This is a genomic window from Streptomyces sp. NPDC057654 (assembly GCF_042800135.1).
In the GTDB taxonomy this organism is placed as follows: Bacteria; Actinomycetota; Actinomycetes; order Streptomycetales; family Streptomycetaceae; genus Streptomyces.
On sequence record NZ_JBHVHQ010000091.1, the window covers coordinates 1 to 16,033 of the forward strand.

The window sequence follows — 16,033 nt, forward strand, 5'->3', positions numbered from 1 at the left end:
GGTGAGGGGTGTAGCCCACCTTTCTAGCGCAAGACCCGGAGCGGTTACGAGTCGCTTTCGTCACGTGGACGACGCCGCGCGGGGCCGGGTAATTCCCCAACGGCCGAGGTCAGGGCCGGGGCGACCGGCTCCGAAGGCGGGCAGAACGAGCCATTCGCGGCGAGCATCCCGCATTTTGAGACAAGTCGGCCGGGGTGCGACCCCCCAGCCCGCGTACCGCGCAGTGGAACGTACGTCCGTACCGCCCGGCCTCCGCACGGGAATAGCCCGTTATCCGATTTTGACATCGCAGGCCCCCCGATCGGCCCCGTCCAGATGGCAAGATGCCCAAATCACACGAGGTCGCGAGGCCCGATGGTGTGTGCTCCGACCAGTTCGGCTACTCCCTCACTCGCAGGAGGAACCAGCAATGACCGCAAGCACCACCCCGCGCCCGACCGCCGCCAGGAGCCGTTTGGCCGCTGTCGGCGCGGTCGCGGTCGCCGGCGCCCTGCTGCTCACGGGCTGTGGCGACCAGACGAAGAAGTCCGGCGGCGGCCAGGCGTCGTCGTCCAAGGCCCCGCTGCACGACAAGCTGCCGAAGCAGATCCAGGACGCCGGCGTCGTCAAGGTCGGTTCCGACATCGCGTACCCGCCGGTCGAGTTCAAGAAGGAAGGCCAGACGGTCGGCCTCGACCCGGACATCGCGGCGGCCGTCGGCAAGCAGCTCGGCGTCGAGTTCAAGTTCAGCAACGCCACCTTCGACACCCTGCTGGCCGGGCTGCGGTCCAAGCGCTACGACGTCGCCATGTCGGCGATGACGGACAACAAGGACCGGCAGACCGGCGTCGACCCGGACACCAACAAGAAGGTCGGCGAGGGCGTCGACTTCGTCGACTACTTCTCGGCCGGCGTCTCGATCTACACCCCCAAGGGCAAGACCCAGGGCATCAAGGGCTGGGACGACCTGTGCGGCAAGAAGATCGTGGTGCAGCGCGGCACGGTCTCGCACGACAAGGCCAAGGAGCAGTCGAAGAAGTGCGGTTCGAACCCGATCAAGATCGAGGCGTTCGACGATGACGTGCAGGCCCAGACCCGGCTGCGCGGCGGCGGCGCGGACGCGGGCTCCAGCGACTTCCCGGTGGCCGCGTACGCCGTGAAGACCTCGGGCGGCGGCAAGGACTTCGAGATGGTCGGCGACCAGATCCAGGCGGCCCCGTACGGCATGGCGCTCAGCAAGGACCAGACGCAGCTGCGGGACGCGATCAAGGCCGCGGTCGACGCGATCATCAAGAACGGCGAGTACCAGAAGATCCTGGACAAGTGGGGCGTCTCGGCCGGTGCCCTCAAGGAGGCCAAGGTCAACGGCGGCGCCGGATCCTGACGGAACGGCGGCACCGGATCCTGACGGGCGGCCATTGAGCCTGCCGCCGGCCACAAGGTCCTGACGGCCGAAAGGTCCTGCTGAAAGGCAACACCCGTGACTGACAATCTCAACAAGGCGGAGGAGCCGGGCGACGCGCCTCCTCCCACCCCCGCCGCCGTGCCGGAGGTCATCAAGGCCGTACCCGTACGGCACTACGGGCGCTGGGTCTCGGCCGTCATCGCGGTCGCCCTCCTCGTCCTGCTGGTCAACGCCTTCGCCCAGGGGAAGCTGAACTGGGGCGCCGTCCCGGACTACTTCTTCGACGCCGACATCCTCAAGGGCGTCCGCAACACCATCTGGATCACGATCTGCGCGATGGTCGTCGGCGTGGTCCTCGGCATCGTCCTGGCCGTCATGCGGCTGTCGAAGAACCCGGTGACATCGTCGATAGCCTGGGGCTACATCTGGTTCTTCCGCGGTACGCCCGTCTATGTGCAGCTGCTGGTCTGGTTCAACCTGGGCCTGGTCTTCGAGTACATCAACCTCGGGCCGATCTACAAGGACTACTGGTCCTCCTTCATGACCCCGTTCCTGGCCGCCCTGCTGGGACTCGGCCTGAACGAGGCGGCCTATATGGCCGAGATCTGCCGGGCCGGCATCCAGTCGGTGGACGAGGGGCAGACCGAGGCGTCGCAGGCGCTGGGCATGAGCCACGCCAAGACGCTGCGCCGGGTCGTCCTGCCGCAGGCGATGCGGGTGATCGTGCCGCCGACGGGCAATGAGTTCATCAACATGCTCAAGACCACGTCACTGGTGATCGCCGTGCAGTACTACGACCTGTTGCAGGCGGCGTCGAACGTCGGCCGGACGTCCGGCGCGACGGTGGAGATGCTGTTCCTGGCGGCGGCCTGGTACCTGGTGATGACCAGCGTGCTCAGCGTCGGCCAGTACTACCTGGAGCGGCGCTTCGCGCGCGGCTCCCTGCGCCAGCTGCCGCAGACCCCGTGGCAGAAGGTCAGGAGCAACCTGCTCTCGCTGGGCACTCGGAGGAGGACCGCATGACCGCCATGGTGAAGGCCGAGGGCGTCCACAAGTCCTTCGGCCCGACGCACGTGCTCAAGGGCATCGACCTGGAGGTCGCCCCCCGCGAGGTGTTCTGCCTGATCGGCCCGTCCGGCTCCGGCAAGTCCACCTTCCTGCGGTGCATCAACCACCTGGAGAAGATCAACGCCGGCCGGCTGTCGGTCGACGGCGAACTGGTCGGCTACCGGCAGCAGGGCAACAAGCTGCACGAGCTCAAAGACCGCGAGGTCGCCGCGAAGCGGCGCGACATCGGCATGGTCTTCCAGCGCTTCAACCTGTTCCCGCACATGACGGCGATCGAGAACGTCATGGAGGCGCCGGTGCAGGTGAAGCGGGAGGCCAAGGCGGTGGCGCGGGAGCGGGCGGAGCGGCTGCTCGACCGCGTCGGGCTGGCCGACAAGGCGGCGAACTACCCGGCACAGCTCTCCGGCGGCCAGCAGCAGCGGGTGGCCATCGCGCGGGCGCTGGCCATGGAGCCGAAGCTGATGCTCTTCGACGAGCCGACGTCGGCGCTCGACCCGGAGCTGGTCGGCGATGTGCTCGACGTGATGCGCTCGCTGGCCGAGGACGGCATGACGATGATCGTGGTGACGCACGAGATGGGGTTCGCGCGGGAGGTCGGCGACTCGGTCGTGTTCATGGACGACGGGGTGGTGGTCGAGGCGGGGAACCCGCGGGAGGTGCTGACGAATCCGCGGCACGAGCGGACGAAGTCGTTCTTGTCGAAGGTGCTGTAGGCGCTGTAGGCGCTGTACGGAATCGAGTAAGCGGGCGCCGGGCGGGAGCACGTTCGTCGTGCTTCCCTCCCGGCGCTTTCGCGTACGGCCGTCGCCGTGACCGGCGGAGCCCAGCCGACCGCCGCCGGCCGCCTTCCGCTGCCCGCAGCCGGCCGCCGCCCCGAGGTCACTTCAGCCCGAGCACCAGGGCGTCCGAGGGCGAGCGCCACACGGTCCGCGCCTCGCCGAACCCGGCCTCGCGGAGGGTACGGGCGTGCCAGTCGGGCGAGGGGGTGTCGCCGTCGGCGTGCTCGCCGTAGATCTCGAACCGCTTGGCGGTGGGCTCGGCGAGCAGCGGGTCGGCGGCCGCGATGTCCCACCAGTCGCGCCAGTCCAGCGCGCCCTCGGCCTTGGCCTGGTCCTGCCGGGCGTGCCGCTGGGCGCGGTCGGCGGCGTTGATGCGGGGCGTCGCGTCGTCGGGCATGTGGTCGGCGTTCATGAAGACGCCGCCGTCGCGGACCAGGTGCGCGATCTGTCCGTAGAGGATGCGCAGGGGTTCGCTGTGCAGCCAGTGGAGGGCGGTGGCGGTCAGGAACACCCTCTAAACACACACTCTAGCCCCAGGTCGCCAGCAGGAAACGTGCTAGGTGCACTTCACAACGCTCGCGGGGGCCGACCACTCTTCCGGGGTGCCTGTTCGGTGGGGCTTCAGGGTCTACGCCAGCGGAGAGCCCCGCCCACGCACCTCGGGGGAGAGTGCACGGACGGGGCCCGTGGGTGCCCTCACTGCCTAGGACAGCACCCCACTCAAGGGGCGGACCGGGGCGAGAGCCTGAGCACGTCAGCTCAGAGGACACGTCCTGTCCCTGCTCTGGCTTGTCCGGTCGGGGGCTTTCCGGTGCGTCCACCACGAGGGCGACGCGGCCGGAGCTTCCTAGACCCGCCTCACGGTGTACGGCGGGACCAACCATTCCGCACCCCCGGCGACCGGCCGCAGAAAGGCTGTAGGGCGCTTGCGGCGCTTGCTCGGAGGGTCTGCGGGATCTGCGTAGTCCGGAATCACGTCAAGCAGGATGCCGACCCTGCCCGACGCGTCTTCCACACGGTGGCCGATGTCCTCTGGCGTGACCATCAGTGCCCCTCAGGGTGCCGCCGCATGAGGACGTTGCAGTACGAGACAGTGAGCGTGTCGCCGACAACCCGTGCCTGGTCCCGCACGTTCGCGAGTTCGGTGCAGCCCGCACACCCTTCGACGGGTGTCGGCTCCAACGTCGGGCGCAACGGCAACTCGATGGGGCGAGTCGTGTACCTCGTTGGCTCGCTCATGACGTCGGCTTCCGGGCGCAGCGCACCGTTGAATCACGGGCCCGCGTCCCCGTGCCGATCACCGCTGCCTTGCCTTCACAACCCGTGCGCGCAACCGGTCCAGCTCATTCGGCGCACGATAGTCGTCGGTGTCCCACAGCTCCCCGCCGTCCAGCGGAGCCAGCGTCACAGCGCCCGACTCCCTGTCCCATGCAACCGCCGTTCCGATCCGCCCATGGTGCGTGTCCTTGACCAGTACGCCCGGCGGGGGCACCCACGGGGTTGCGGTCGCTGCTCCCACCGGTTGCCGCTGTCGCGCGGGGGGCCGTGGCTCTGGCCTTTGCAGTCTGAGCCCCTTGACCCACCGCGACGATCGCGGGCTTCGCTCCGCATCCTGGCTGTTGCTCATCCCCAACGCCTCCACCTCTCGCCGACGGTTGAAAGACCGTACGGCGGAGGGGCGTCGGGAAGGGACCCAAAGTGTCCCCCTACTCGTGTGGGTTACGCGGCCACTCCCACGGCCTCAGCGAGCGCCACAGCGTCGGCCTTGAGCGGACCACTCGCGGACCGCGCCAGGTCACGGGCCAACCCACGGGCGAACGGCACGTAGCGAACCCCTTCAGGGCTCACCTTGTGCGCTGCGGCCAGGTAGTGCACACCCGCCGCTGACTCGTGCTTCTGGTGATGGCCGGCCGCGATGTCCAGCAGAAGACGGGAGCGCCGTTCCAGCGAGCTGACGCTGTGCGGCGCGATCGTCTCGGCGCGTCGCAGAGCCTCACCGGGGGTCAAGAGCCCCACGCCGACGCTGACGCCGTGGATAGCGACGTTGGACGCGTCGAACGCTGACGGGGTGTGCGTGTACCCAGAAGGCAGACGGGACGCGATCTGATCCGCCGCCGACAGGTACCGCTCTGCTTCGCCCGAGCGTCCGTCCAGACCACACGAGATAGCCGCTTGCAGGTTCAGCGCCCCGTACACGCCTAGGACGTCGGAGTCCCCCTCTTCAAGCAGATCACGCAGAAGCGCCATGCCGGCTTCATCGGTCTGTACGGCCTCTTCCCCGAACCCTGCCGCGCGCTGACCGATCGCCGTAGACCACGCTGCCAGCGCGAGAGATACGGGGTTGTCCGCTTCCTCGCTGTGTGCCCGTCCACGGTCCAGCGCGAGCCAATACAGCTCAGGCTCACAGATGTGCGCCAGGAGACGTTGAACCAGCCTGTACAGGTCAGCCGCAGCAGCATGAGCCACCCGACGTTCGTCGCCTTGGTGCGCCCTGATGCACACGTGCGCGTCCCTGATCAAATCGGGCAGCAGCGCACCGACTTCAGTCCGCTGGTGTTGGCTGGCGTGCCAAAGTCGCCAGGCTCCCTCCACGCGGCCTTTCAGGGCTTCGGGGGATTCGGGGCCGATCGTTGGCGTGCCGACGAACGAGACACCGTGCAGAGCCGCCCTGATGGGCGTAACAGAAGCGTGCGACAGCTTGCCCACAGCATCAGCGGGAATGGCCACCTCATCCCCGGTCAACGTAGCCACGTCGGAGACGTGCAGCGCATGAGCCAGCCGCACAAGATGAGTGATCGACTTAAGGTCCCGCTCACCGTTCTCGATCTTCTTGAGCCAGTTCGGCGAGCGGCCGACCAGTCCAGCCAGTACGGGGCGACTCATCCCCCGCCGCTCCCGAAGGATTCGGATACGCTCACCGGTCGTCAGCTCTGCGGGAAGATCAGTCATGGTGCGCACTCCCTTGACAGGTAGGGCTCTTGTACTCGCAGCGTACGCCGGGTAAGTGACCCCGGACACGTCCGACGAGACGCGAGCCGGGCCCCCACACACGAGAAAGACCGTCCACCACAGCGGGCAGACGGTCCCTCAAGTCGGGTTGGGTCACTCCGTGTCGGCAAGGGCGCGGTACAGCGTCGCTCGGGCCACCCCCAGAGCCTTGGCAATGGCCGTGACGCTCTCGCCCTTCTCGCGCCGCGCCTTGGCCGCAGCGAGCTTGTCAGCGTCCATCACGGCGGGCCGACCGCCTGTCCGCCCCTGTGCCTTGGCGGTGTCCAGCCCTTCCATGGTCTTTTCCCGGATACCTTCGCGCTCCACCTCAGCGCTCACCGCCAGGACGGCAAACACGATCGCCCCCGCCCCGTGCGGGTCGTGCACCCCCTGGAGCGGGCCCGAAAGGATCTCAAGCTGAATGCCATCCTCCTGAAGAGCGGACCCCAGAGACATCAGTTCCGCAGCGCTGCGCGCCAACCGCTTCATCTCGTGCACCGTCAAGATCACGGCTTGGCTGGGCGCAGCGGCCTTGATCTCACGGGCCAGCGTCAGAGCCGCGTCGAACTCCGGGCGGACCTTGATCCGCGTGCTGATCTTCTCGGAGAACACCCGCGTGCACTGCGCACGGGCCAGCGCGTCCAACTGGCTCTGGAGTTCCTGACGGGCCGTGGAGCAGCGCGCGTACCCGATCCGGATGGGAGCGCCGGGCGCAGCGTCCGGGACCGTCACGGGGGCGTCTGTGGCCGTCCAAGCCTTACCGGGGTTCCGGTCGGCGGGGGTCTTCACCGTCAGCTCCGCCTTGAGGGAAGGCACCAGGGCGAATCGGCCCGTGTGGTAGCCGGCGGCCACCTTGCCCGCAGCAGTGCGGCACGGGTTCCCGGCCGGAGCCTCGCACTTCGGGCAGGCGTGGCGTTCGGTCAGTTCGGCGGAAGAGGCGCTGTTCGTCGTCATGCCCCAACCGTCTCATAAACGCGTCTCAGAACCTAGAGAGTGCCCTCATGTTTTGCGACGGGTTTTGAGACGGGTGAACCGACCGAAACGGACACCCGCCCCACCCGTGGCCGACCGTCTCACAAACCATCGTTTGATAGACGCCTCATCAGTCGTCACACTGCGCCACAGCCGCACTCTCAGACCCGTACGGATTGAGAGGGTCAGCCACCTACCGGTCACCCGGACCGCTCCGGCGGGATCACCCCCCTGCCTCGCTGCCCGCGCAAACGATCCGATGATCCACGCAAGAGATTTTTCTCCCTGCCGCTCAGCGTGGGCAGGGGCAGGGAGTACCCCCCTGGTCAGAAAGGCGGACGCTCGCCCGACTCACGCCGAGAAACAGCCTCAGCAGCAAAACCGCCACGCTGATTACGCGCCGTCTCGCGGTTATGGCACGCGACGCACACAGGACGAAGATGCTTCGCCGCATCCGGATTCGGCTCGCCCCGTGCGATCAACTCACGTCGCGACAAAGGGAAGTGGTCCGCGACGTTTGCCGCTCGACCGCACAGCACACACCACGGATTCGCATACAGGTACGCACGCCGGATGCGCTGCCAACGCGTCGTGTACACAGCGCCACCACGCGACGCACGGTCGGCGTTCGCCTCACGCTCATGCCGCTCGCAGCGGCCCCCACGCGTCAGTTCGGGGCACCCGGGGATCGTGCAGGGGGTACGGGGCTTATGGGGCAAGGGGGTGCCTCCGATTCGGGGGTGGGGTATCGCCAGCGGCGAGGGGGCATTATGCGGCACGCGCCCGATTGGCGTGAACAACTTCCGCTAATTGCTGCGGCGCGCGATGCCTGTGGGCAGATACCCCCCGACGCAAGCCACACGAACTCGGCGCACCGTCATCCCGCTAGTCACCCATCAGGCAAACGCTGTTGATGAAGGGTTGCCCCATGTCCACAAACCGGAGTACTCCCGATCTTGACGTTCGCATCCGCGGGTTCCGACTGACAGTGCAACGGGTCCCTGTGCGGCTGCTGACGTTCCTTGCGACGTGTGCCAGCTCCGCGTTCACGGCGTGGCTGACGACGCGGTGACCTTGAACGGAGCGCGTCCGTGGCGTTCGCAAGCAGCGGACTTGCAGCATGGTCCGTTCACCGGTAGCGCCGACTACCCACCTCGCCCTCGTGCCGCTCACAGCGTCCGCCGGCTCTGGTCAGCAGGGGGCAACCGGGGACCGAGCAAGGGGGGCGGGGTCGTCGGGGCACGGGGCCACCTCCGAAAGGGCGGGAATTACGCCAGAGAGACGCAAAGAAGCACTACAGCGCCACTACACCAGAACCGTGGTGTTGCCGCGTCCCGCGTGATGAAGTTCTTCAATCCCGGCGAGCGCCTGCGGTGGGTCTGAAGGCGTCCTTGTCACCCCAAACGCTGCTCCCAATCTTTCAGCTCACGTATGCGCTCCTTCCGCTTCTTCTTATCGGCCCTTAACCCCCTGTCCGCTATTGTTACTCCTATGACAATAGATACGGAAGCAATTAGCAGCACCCAGAAGGCTGGCCACCAGGCATTCACCAGGAAAGTAATGAGGATGGCAATATCCATACCAAACATCAGCAAGAAGATGAAACCATAGAGGCACGTCTCGATGCCCGGAGCCTGCTGGTCGGCGTGCTCTTTCTCCAGCCTTTGCCTTTCTGCTGCCAGTGCGGACCGCTGCGCGGCATTCTGTTGAATTACCCGCTCCTGATCCAGCCTCTCCCTTTCCTTTCGCGCCGCCCGCTTTTCTGCTGTGATTTCCCTGGCAAGATCTTCGGGCATTCCGGCACCCATGTGGAGGTTTCCATGCACGTCGCGGAACTGCCCCACAGGGCCATGGAAAGTCCCCCCACTGATCGAGTTATGGGTACCGTTGCCGTCTTCGCTGCCGTGCCCACCCATGATCGCCTCCATGTATGGATCTTGTGTGCGACTACAACTTTGTTAAGTAGAGCACCAGGTTCTCACTCAAGCGATCGTCCGAACAATGATCCATTGCCGTCACACGCTTGCCCTGTATGACGTCGGTACGGTCTCCGGTGGTTCCTCGGCAGTAAATGGGGCGGAAAACCGTGCAGTACGGGCAGGGCCTTCACGCCACCCGCCCAAACTCCGTGCTCGTCTTTAACTTGTGGCACCCGCGACACAGCACCTGAACGTTCCCGTCCGTGTCGGTCCCGCCCATCGCGAGCGGCCGAACGTGATCCACCTCCACGGCCCGAGCGGCGAAGGTGTTCAAGCACCAGTCACACCAGCCGTGCCCCCGCTCATCCACCCGCCGGCGAAGCCTCGCAGCAGCGTCATGGGCCCCCGTCGGATCGGTACCCGGTGCCGAAGTGACGTTCGAGGCACCGGTTTCTCTTTTTCTATATTTTTCTATGTGATCTAAAAAAAGTGGTGTAAACCGTCACTCCGTCACCACTGCCTCTCGCTGTAGGGCAGCCACCGACCGGGGCCGAGCCGGCGAGCGGTCGGCGAGAGCCCCCAAGAGGCCGTGTGCGCCCGTCTGCGGGCATGGGAGAGCCCCGGTGACACCCAAGGTCAACCGGGGCTTTCTCGGGGCTGTGCGGGCCGCTACGCCACAGAGGGCAACTCGCGTGGTGCCTCACAACCCCAGCGGCCACCCCGAGCAGGGCCGTGCGCTAACCCGCTCACGCTCGCGTGGAAGGGGGAGTCACCCCCTAGTGCCCGCAGTTGGCAGAGCCACGCCGCGCCACCCCTCGTAACCCGACAGCTTCCGGCGCGCACCAAAGCGCTTGTCCATCGCTGCGAACACGGCACGCTTGGCCGTGACCGTCCCGAGCGAACGGACCAACGCAGGCTCCGCAGCACAGAACGCTTCCCATATCGCCGACGTCCGCACATGCGTCCCGTACGGCGCAGCACCAAGGTTGCGCACCCACGTCGCGGGATCACTCAACACCGCGCGGAAGGCGTCGAACTGCGAAGCCACGCTGAGGAGTTGAGCAGCACGCGCGCCGGACGCCGACTCGATCTCCGACGCCACATCCCGCAACCGTGCCAGCACCACGGGGCTCACGTCGGCAAGGCCCGTGCCTACAGGGGTGGGGAGTGCGTCCAGTTCCCGGTACAGCGCCCCGATGGTGGCTATGTGTCGTTCCCCCTCATCGTCACTGGTTGCATTGTCCGCTGCCTCATGGGCGACCCCCAGTGCGTAGCGCAGCTTCGCGCGCCGCTCCCCGTTCGCCGCCGCAGCGTCGATCCCGTCGGCAACCTCCCTCAGCCACGCGCCCATGCCGCGCCGGACCAACGGCAGGTCTCGCCACTCCCCGTCCGGCGTCGTCCAGGCCGTCCCGCTCCACACGAACGGAATCTTCCTCCCCGCCTCCTCCGCGCACTGAGCGGCAGTCTCCAACGCCATGCGAGCGGACGCGTCATCTACGTACTTACCCAAGATCAAACCCCCTGCTAGATGCCTTGACTTCAGTTGCTCCCGCTGTCCGACCCGACGTTGAGTGGCCACTGAGTGGTTAGAAGTGGCTCAAGAGACACCAAGGAAGTGACTCCAGAGACAGCTAAAACCCCAGGTCACCCGCTGTTTAGGTGAAAAGAGAGGCAAAAACAAAAACAAGATATATAGAACTTCCTGATTCTGCGTCCAAGTTCGCCATTTCGTCATCCGGTTTGATCGCGAGGGGGCACGGCCAGCAGGGGCGCGACCACACGTCAAGGGCGACGGAGCCCTGAGCGGCCCCAGGAACGCCGAACGGCCCGCCGCCGGGGAGATCCCAGCAACGGGCCGCGAACGACCTTCTATCCGTGCTTCATGGGTCAGCCAGAGCCTGTGCGCCTACTCGACGTCTTCGAGATCAGCGAGTGCGGCCAGCTCTGCGTGTTCCTGCGCCATCCCCTGTTCCAATGCTCGCTGTTCTGGGTCGAGCCCGGTCATGCGTACTCGATGCCTTGCCCCGCGCGGGTGGAGAGATACCCGGACATCGAATCCAGCCAGCATCTCCCGGCGAGCCGCATCATCCGGAGCAGCATTCCAGTCATCCTCAATCGTTCGCCCGAGCGGAACCCAGCGCATTCCTGCCGGACGCTCGGGAAGTTGCTTCAGCTCTTCAATCTCACGCGTCATCCGAGCGTACTCCGTCCGATACCACTCGGTATCAGCTTCCGACTCGTACAACCCCGCTTGACGGTCACCGCGCAGACGCGTCCGATCGGCTTCAATCTCAGCGATACGAGCGGTGTGCCCTGTGCCGGGATCAAACTCCTTACGCCGCACCTGATGATGGCCATATTCCGCGAGGAACCATCCCTCAACCCGCTTGTCGAGCATAGGAACGGACATCGTGGGAGCTGGCTTACATTTGGCCGACGACGGGATTCCGCGTACACGGGCCGTGCAGCCATATGCCGGGTTCTGGTCTGTGCGTCCCTGCTGATAGAGCCGCTGTCCGCACACTCCGCAAAGCGCGATACCGGAAAGCATGCGGACACCCTTTGGCGCACGACTCCCCGTCCACTTCGGGGCAGTCTTCTCGACCAACGCATCACGGGTCGCCCGGTCCCAGAGAGGTTCAGCGATCCGCACAGCGTGACCGTCCGACCCAACCACAGGACGCTCATCGTGCATGAGGTAGCCCAAGGAAGCCTCGCTGATCAGCATCCGCTTAATGGCTTTAGCATTCCACAATGTCCCTTTGGGCTTGCGTCCATACATCACGGAACGGTGGTCAGCAGGCGAGAGCACTCCGGCCCGGTTCAACCGCGCGGCCTCAGTGTGCACGGTTACCTTTCCTGTCTCATCGACAAGAATGCGTTCCGCCACGTCCCGCAGGATCAACGACGCCACGGGGTCCAGTTCAACATGGTCAACCTGACCAGTGGGGATGAGCCGCACAAAACGGTATCCGTAGCGATTCTTCTGCTTAGGCTGACCAGCCGCGCGGGCCCTTTTCGTCTCATCACGGTTGCGCTTCTGGATGGAGCGCAACTCCATCTGCGCACCCCACGCCTGCGCGATGAACTGATTCTCATCATTCGGGTCATCGAGATCCCAGGGGCCGTCATGTCCGTAGGTGACAAGCAGTTTCCCGGCATCGCGCATCGCGTAGCCAGTGTTCAGGACGTCCACGACGTTGCGTCCGATGCGGTCTACCGCTGCGCCGGCAATGCCCGCGTAGGGTCCCATCTCACCCCGCAGCCACGGGCCCAACTTGGGGCGCGTGAGCGGGTTGGTAGCGCCGGAGACCTCCCAGTCGTCGGCCCACGCGATGACGTGTCCGCCGACTGCCTCAACAGCGCTCAGGATGTGGTTCTGCTGCTTCTGCGGACTGTTGGTCGAGTCCGTCTTACGCGAGAGGCGACGCACCCCCACCAGGCACTTGCCGCACCCGTCGTACTCGCTCGTGATCATGCGGTCCATCTTGAGTGAACTCCGCTTCCGCACGCATGTGCGTTTTGCGGGCGTTCCCGGTCAGTACGGCGTCGTAACTGTCGTACGGGAGGCGGGCGGGCCAGTCGGGGTCCGTGAGGTCGGCGGTGACGAACTCGACGCGCGCGTCGCCGTCGAAGGAGCCGCGGGCGATGGTCAGGAGGGCGGGGTCGAGGTCGACGCCGGTGCTGACGGCTTCGGGCAGCCGCTTGAGCAGCCGGTCCGAGATGCTGCCGGTGCCGCAGGCGAGGTCCAGCACGCGGGGTTTCGGGCCGACGAGCGCCTCGACCATGTCGAGCATGACGCGGAACCGCTCCTCGCGGTCCGGCATGTACCACTCCTGCTGGCGGTCCCAACTGGCCTGCCAGGCGGCCCAGTCCGCGGTGGCTATGGGATGTGCCGTGTGTGTCATCGCGACCTCTCCGATTCGTAATACCCTCGATGGATAACCAACCATTACCGATCGAACATCACCGACCCTAGACCGCTCCCGTAAGGACCACAAGTGGAACTGGCCTATTACTCGGACTACGCCGTGCGGCTGGTGAACAGCGAGGAGCCCGCGCGCGGGGTCGACACTCTCACCTCGGCGGACGCGGTGCGCGAACTCTGCGGCAGCAGCGCCCAGGCCGCGCGCCGCGTCGTCGACGCCGACGTCACCCGGCTGCGGTCCGTACGAGCGCGGCTGCGCGCCGTCTTCGAGGCGGCGAACGAGGACGACGAGGTACGGGCGGTGGACCTGCTGAACGCGCTGCTGATCGAGTTCCCGGTCAGCCCGCAGGTCTCCGGCCACGAGTACCGCGACGACAACGGCCGCCCCAAGTGGCACATGCACATCGCGGACCACGCGGTGAACGCGAGCGCGAGTTATACGGCGACGGCGTGCATGGGGCTGGCCGTGCACCTCACCGAGTACGGCGTCGACCGCCTGGGCATCTGCCAGGCGGCGCCGTGCCGCAACGCGTACCTCGACACGTCGACGAACCGCTCCCGCCGCTACTGCTCGGACCGGTGCGCGACACGCGCGAACGTGGCGGCGTACCGGGCCCGGAAGAAGGAGGAAGCGGAACGGGAACGGACCCGTACGGATGCCCGTACGGATACGCCCCCTCCCACCACCCCCCGCCCGGAAGCGGAAGCGGAGGCGGAGGCACCCCTCCCCTACCGGGCGAAGGAGGACCGCAGCCGCAGCACGGGCCGTACCGCGGAGGCGGCCCAGGAGAGCAGCGCGACCGCGGACCGCTGACCCGAGCCGGGCGGCCGGCGCAGCCGCACCACGGCGCGGGCGACGACGAACTCATCCGGCACGGCGCCGAACTCCCGGCTGTCGTTCTCGACATAGGGGTTGTCGCCCAGCACCCACCAGCCGCCCTCGCGCCGCTCGACGGCGCGCTTGACGATCAGCAGGTCCTGCCGGAACGGATGGCGCATCAGCACCACGTCGCCGGGCCGGACCGGCGCGCCGTACTGCACCACCAGGTGGTCGCCCGGGTTCAGGGTCGGCACCATCGATGGGTTGTACACCTCCGCCAGCCCGATCCGCAGCAGTCCCCGACGCTCGCGATCCCGCTCCTGCCCGCGCTCGTCCACCCGCTCCTGATTCACGGCACCTCCCGGTCCGGTCCTCCGCCTGTCCCAGACTGACACTGGACTTTTGTCCTAAGCACCCCGGGGCACCCGAGAAAAGCCTTCCCACAGCGAGTAATCTCGCACCTGAGAAGACGATCACGAGGAAGGACAGCACATGCTTTCCCGCCTGTTCGCCCCAAAGGTGAAGGTCAGCGCCCACTGCGACCTCCCCTGCGGCGTCTACGACCCGGCCCAGGCCCGTATCGAGGCCGAGTCGGTCAAGGCCGTCCAGGAGAAGTACCAGGCCAACGAGGACCCCCACTTCCGGGCCCGCGCCACCCTGATCAAGGAACAGCGCGCCGAACTCGCCAAGCACCACGTCTCGGTGCTGTGGAGCGACTACTTCAAGCCCCCGCACTTCGAGAAGTACCCCGAGCTCCACCAACTGGTCAACGACACCCTCAAGGCCCTGAGCACGGCGAAGGGCTCCACGGACCCGAAGACCGGCCAGGACGCGCTGGACTACATCGCCCAGATCGACAAGATCTTCTGGGAGACGAAGAAGGGCTGACCTTCACCAGGGCCGCACCCGCTCCGCGGGCCGCCGGGAACGGCGTGCTCGATGGGGCGGGTGCGATCTTTATTACTGGAACTTCACTGCTGGAACTCGCTGCTGGAACTCGCTGCTGGAACTTCACTGCGGGAACTTCACTGCGGGAACTTCACTGCGGGAACTTCATTGCTGGACGGCGGCCGGAACGCGAGGCACGGGTCGGCTGGGGGAGTCGAGCCAGGTGTGTTGTCGTTCGGGTGTCACGGTCACCCCGAAGCGCTCCCGGCCGGGGCGGTCGTGCTCGACGTACAGCTCGTGTGCGGCCTCCGCCGCGTCCCACAGCAGGCGTGGCCCGGACTGCCGTACGGTCTCGCCCTCCGCGCGCGCCCATGACCCGTCCGCACACCACAGTTCCACCGCCGTTACGCGGCCGTCGTCGTCACGCTCCGATGCCGAGGCGGTGTCAGGTGCGGTCAGGGACAGCAGGAAGCGGAACGCGTCGTCGGCGGCGAAGGCGGCGAAGGCGGCGAGCGACGGGTATCCGCAGCGTCGCGGCCGTGATTCCGCCAGGCGGGCCGGCACGAGGCCGACCTCTGCCGTGACCACGTGGTCGCTGCCCAGCCGTTTGGACAGCAGGGCCGCGTTGTAGCCCGTGCCGGTGGCCACCTCCAGCACCCGGTGGCCGTCGGCCGCGTCCAGCGCCTGGAGCATGGTGAGCATCAGGCCCGGCGCCGTCGACGACGACGTGGCCACGCCGTCCGTGAGCCGCGTGGCCAGCGCGTCATCCGTGTACACAAGGTCGAGCCACCGGGGGTCGGCGGACGTCACATGCCGCTGTCGGCCGCCGGCCAGGGTCCAGAACTCCGGCACGAACGGATGGCGCGGTACCGTCTCGAACACCTTCCGCCAGGCGGGGTCGGTCAGTTGGCCGTCGGCCTCCATGGCGTTGGCCAGCGCCGTGCGCAGTCGCGCGGCCCGCTCGTCGGTATACGTCGTCATGCCCGTTCCTCAGCGAGTAGGCCGGCGAGGCGCCCGGCGATGGGCAGGCCCGTCCTGTTCTGGATCCAGGACCACTCGCCGGAGGGGTTGCACTCGAACATCACCCAGTCACCGCACGGGGTGACGGCGAAGTCGAACGCGCCGAAGCCGAGCCGGAAGTGCTCCAGCCAGCCCAGCACGCCCGGCTGCGCACAGCGCTCGGAGAGAAGCGGAGCTGACACCGGGGGCGTGTCCCCTCCGCTGAAGCAGTTCCGGCGGACCGGCCGGGCCCGGGTTACGAGCAGGTCGGCCCCTGCACCCCGTGCC

15 protein-coding genes and 2 pseudogenes are annotated in these 16,033 nt (G+C 66.8%); 5 read left to right on the top strand and 12 right to left on the bottom strand.

Going from position 1 to position 16,033, the window contains the following annotated elements; genetic code table 11:
- Nucleotides 1–409 precede the first annotated feature (409 nt).
- The 3 genes from ACFU99_RS10450 to ACFU99_RS10460 all read left to right on the top strand — a co-directional run bounded on the left by ACFU99_RS10450 (nt 410) and on the right by ACFU99_RS10460 (nt 3,165).
- Nucleotides 410–1,363: an ABC transporter substrate-binding protein gene (locus ACFU99_RS10450; protein WP_384388728.1), complete on the top strand. Its 954-nt coding sequence runs from the start codon at nt 410–412 to the stop codon at nt 1,361–1,363.
- Between the two features lie 96 nt (nt 1,364–1,459).
- Complete coding sequence (locus ACFU99_RS10455) at nt 1,460–2,407, top strand: amino acid ABC transporter permease (protein WP_384388731.1); 948 nt, start codon at nt 1,460–1,462, stop codon at nt 2,405–2,407.
- Nucleotides 2,408–2,412: 5 nt separating this feature from the next.
- Nucleotides 2,413–3,165 carry an amino acid ABC transporter ATP-binding protein gene (locus ACFU99_RS10460; protein ID WP_384388763.1) on the top strand — a complete coding sequence of 251 codons (753 nt, stop codon included), beginning with the start codon at nt 2,413–2,415 and terminating at the stop codon, nt 3,163–3,165.
- 166 nt (nt 3,166–3,331) lie between these two features.
- Here the strand turns inward: ACFU99_RS10460 and ACFU99_RS10465 are convergent.
- From ACFU99_RS10465 to ACFU99_RS10505, 9 genes and pseudogenes are all read right to left on the bottom strand, one after another.
- Nucleotides 3,332–3,736: pseudogene (locus ACFU99_RS10465) on the bottom strand (SAM-dependent methyltransferase); the annotation flags it as partial.
- A gap of 539 nt (nt 3,737–4,275) precedes the next feature.
- Complete coding sequence (locus ACFU99_RS10470; RefSeq protein WP_384388734.1) at nt 4,276–4,470, bottom strand: hypothetical protein; 195 nt, start codon at nt 4,468–4,470, stop codon at nt 4,276–4,278.
- A gap of 480 nt (nt 4,471–4,950) precedes the next feature.
- Complete coding sequence (locus ACFU99_RS10475; RefSeq protein WP_384388737.1) at nt 4,951–6,180, bottom strand: helix-turn-helix domain-containing protein; 1,230 nt, start codon at nt 6,178–6,180, stop codon at nt 4,951–4,953.
- 153 nt (nt 6,181–6,333) lie between these two features.
- Nucleotides 6,334–7,173, bottom strand: coding sequence for a recombinase family protein (locus ACFU99_RS10480; protein WP_384388739.1), 840 nt, complete (start codon nt 7,171–7,173; stop codon nt 6,334–6,336).
- Nucleotides 7,174–8,585: 1,412 nt separating this feature from the next.
- Nucleotides 8,586–9,119, bottom strand: coding sequence for a hypothetical protein (locus ACFU99_RS10485; protein ID WP_384388742.1), 534 nt, complete (start codon nt 9,117–9,119; stop codon nt 8,586–8,588).
- A 178-nt stretch (nt 9,120–9,297) separates the two neighbouring features.
- Complete coding sequence (locus ACFU99_RS10490; RefSeq protein ID WP_384388745.1) at nt 9,298–9,480, bottom strand: HNH endonuclease; 183 nt, start codon at nt 9,478–9,480, stop codon at nt 9,298–9,300.
- Between the two features lie 399 nt (nt 9,481–9,879).
- The gene (locus ACFU99_RS10495; protein WP_384388748.1) at nt 9,880–10,620 is read right to left on the bottom strand and encodes a hypothetical protein; all 741 of its coding nucleotides are present in this window, start codon (nt 10,618–10,620) and stop codon (nt 9,880–9,882) included.
- Between the two features lie 396 nt (nt 10,621–11,016).
- The gene (locus tag ACFU99_RS10500) at nt 11,017–12,588 is read right to left on the bottom strand and encodes a recombinase family protein (protein WP_384388750.1); all 1,572 of its coding nucleotides are present in this window, start codon (nt 12,586–12,588) and stop codon (nt 11,017–11,019) included.
- The gene (locus ACFU99_RS10505) at nt 12,524–13,018 is read right to left on the bottom strand and encodes a class I SAM-dependent methyltransferase (protein WP_384388753.1); all 495 of its coding nucleotides are present in this window, start codon (nt 13,016–13,018) and stop codon (nt 12,524–12,526) included. The genes ACFU99_RS10500 and ACFU99_RS10505 overlap by 65 nt, the downstream gene beginning before the upstream one ends.
- A gap of 93 nt (nt 13,019–13,111) precedes the next feature.
- On the opposite strand from ACFU99_RS10505, the gene ACFU99_RS10510 reads away from it, so the two are divergent.
- Entirely contained in the window at nt 13,112–13,852 is a 741-nt protein-coding gene (locus ACFU99_RS10510) for a CGNR zinc finger domain-containing protein (protein ID WP_384388756.1), read from the top strand.
- Here the strand turns inward: ACFU99_RS10510 and sodX are convergent.
- Nucleotides 13,768–14,115: a nickel-type superoxide dismutase maturation protease gene (gene sodX, locus ACFU99_RS10515; protein WP_384388766.1), complete on the bottom strand. Its 348-nt coding sequence runs from the start codon at nt 14,113–14,115 to the stop codon at nt 13,768–13,770. The two genes, ACFU99_RS10510 and sodX, sit on opposite strands and share 85 nt — an antisense overlap.
- A 235-nt stretch (nt 14,116–14,350) precedes the next feature.
- Here sodX and sodN point away from each other — a divergent pair, with 235 nt between their 5' ends.
- Nucleotides 14,351–14,746 carry a superoxide dismutase, Ni gene (gene sodN, locus ACFU99_RS10520; RefSeq protein ID WP_363227274.1) on the top strand — a complete coding sequence of 132 codons (396 nt, stop codon included), beginning with the start codon at nt 14,351–14,353 and terminating at the stop codon, nt 14,744–14,746.
- Nucleotides 14,747–14,911: 165 nt separating this feature from the next.
- On the opposite strand, the gene ACFU99_RS10525 is transcribed toward sodN, so the two are convergent.
- Both ACFU99_RS10525 and ACFU99_RS10530 read right to left on the bottom strand, forming a co-directional pair.
- A complete protein-coding gene (locus ACFU99_RS10525; RefSeq protein ID WP_384388760.1) occupies nt 14,912–15,727 on the bottom strand; it encodes a protein-L-isoaspartate(D-aspartate) O-methyltransferase in 816 nt (271 codons plus the stop codon).
- Nucleotides 15,724–16,033, bottom strand: a pseudogene (locus ACFU99_RS10530) (hypothetical protein); the annotation flags it as partial. The pseudogene ACFU99_RS10530 and the gene ACFU99_RS10525, both read right to left, overlap by 4 nt.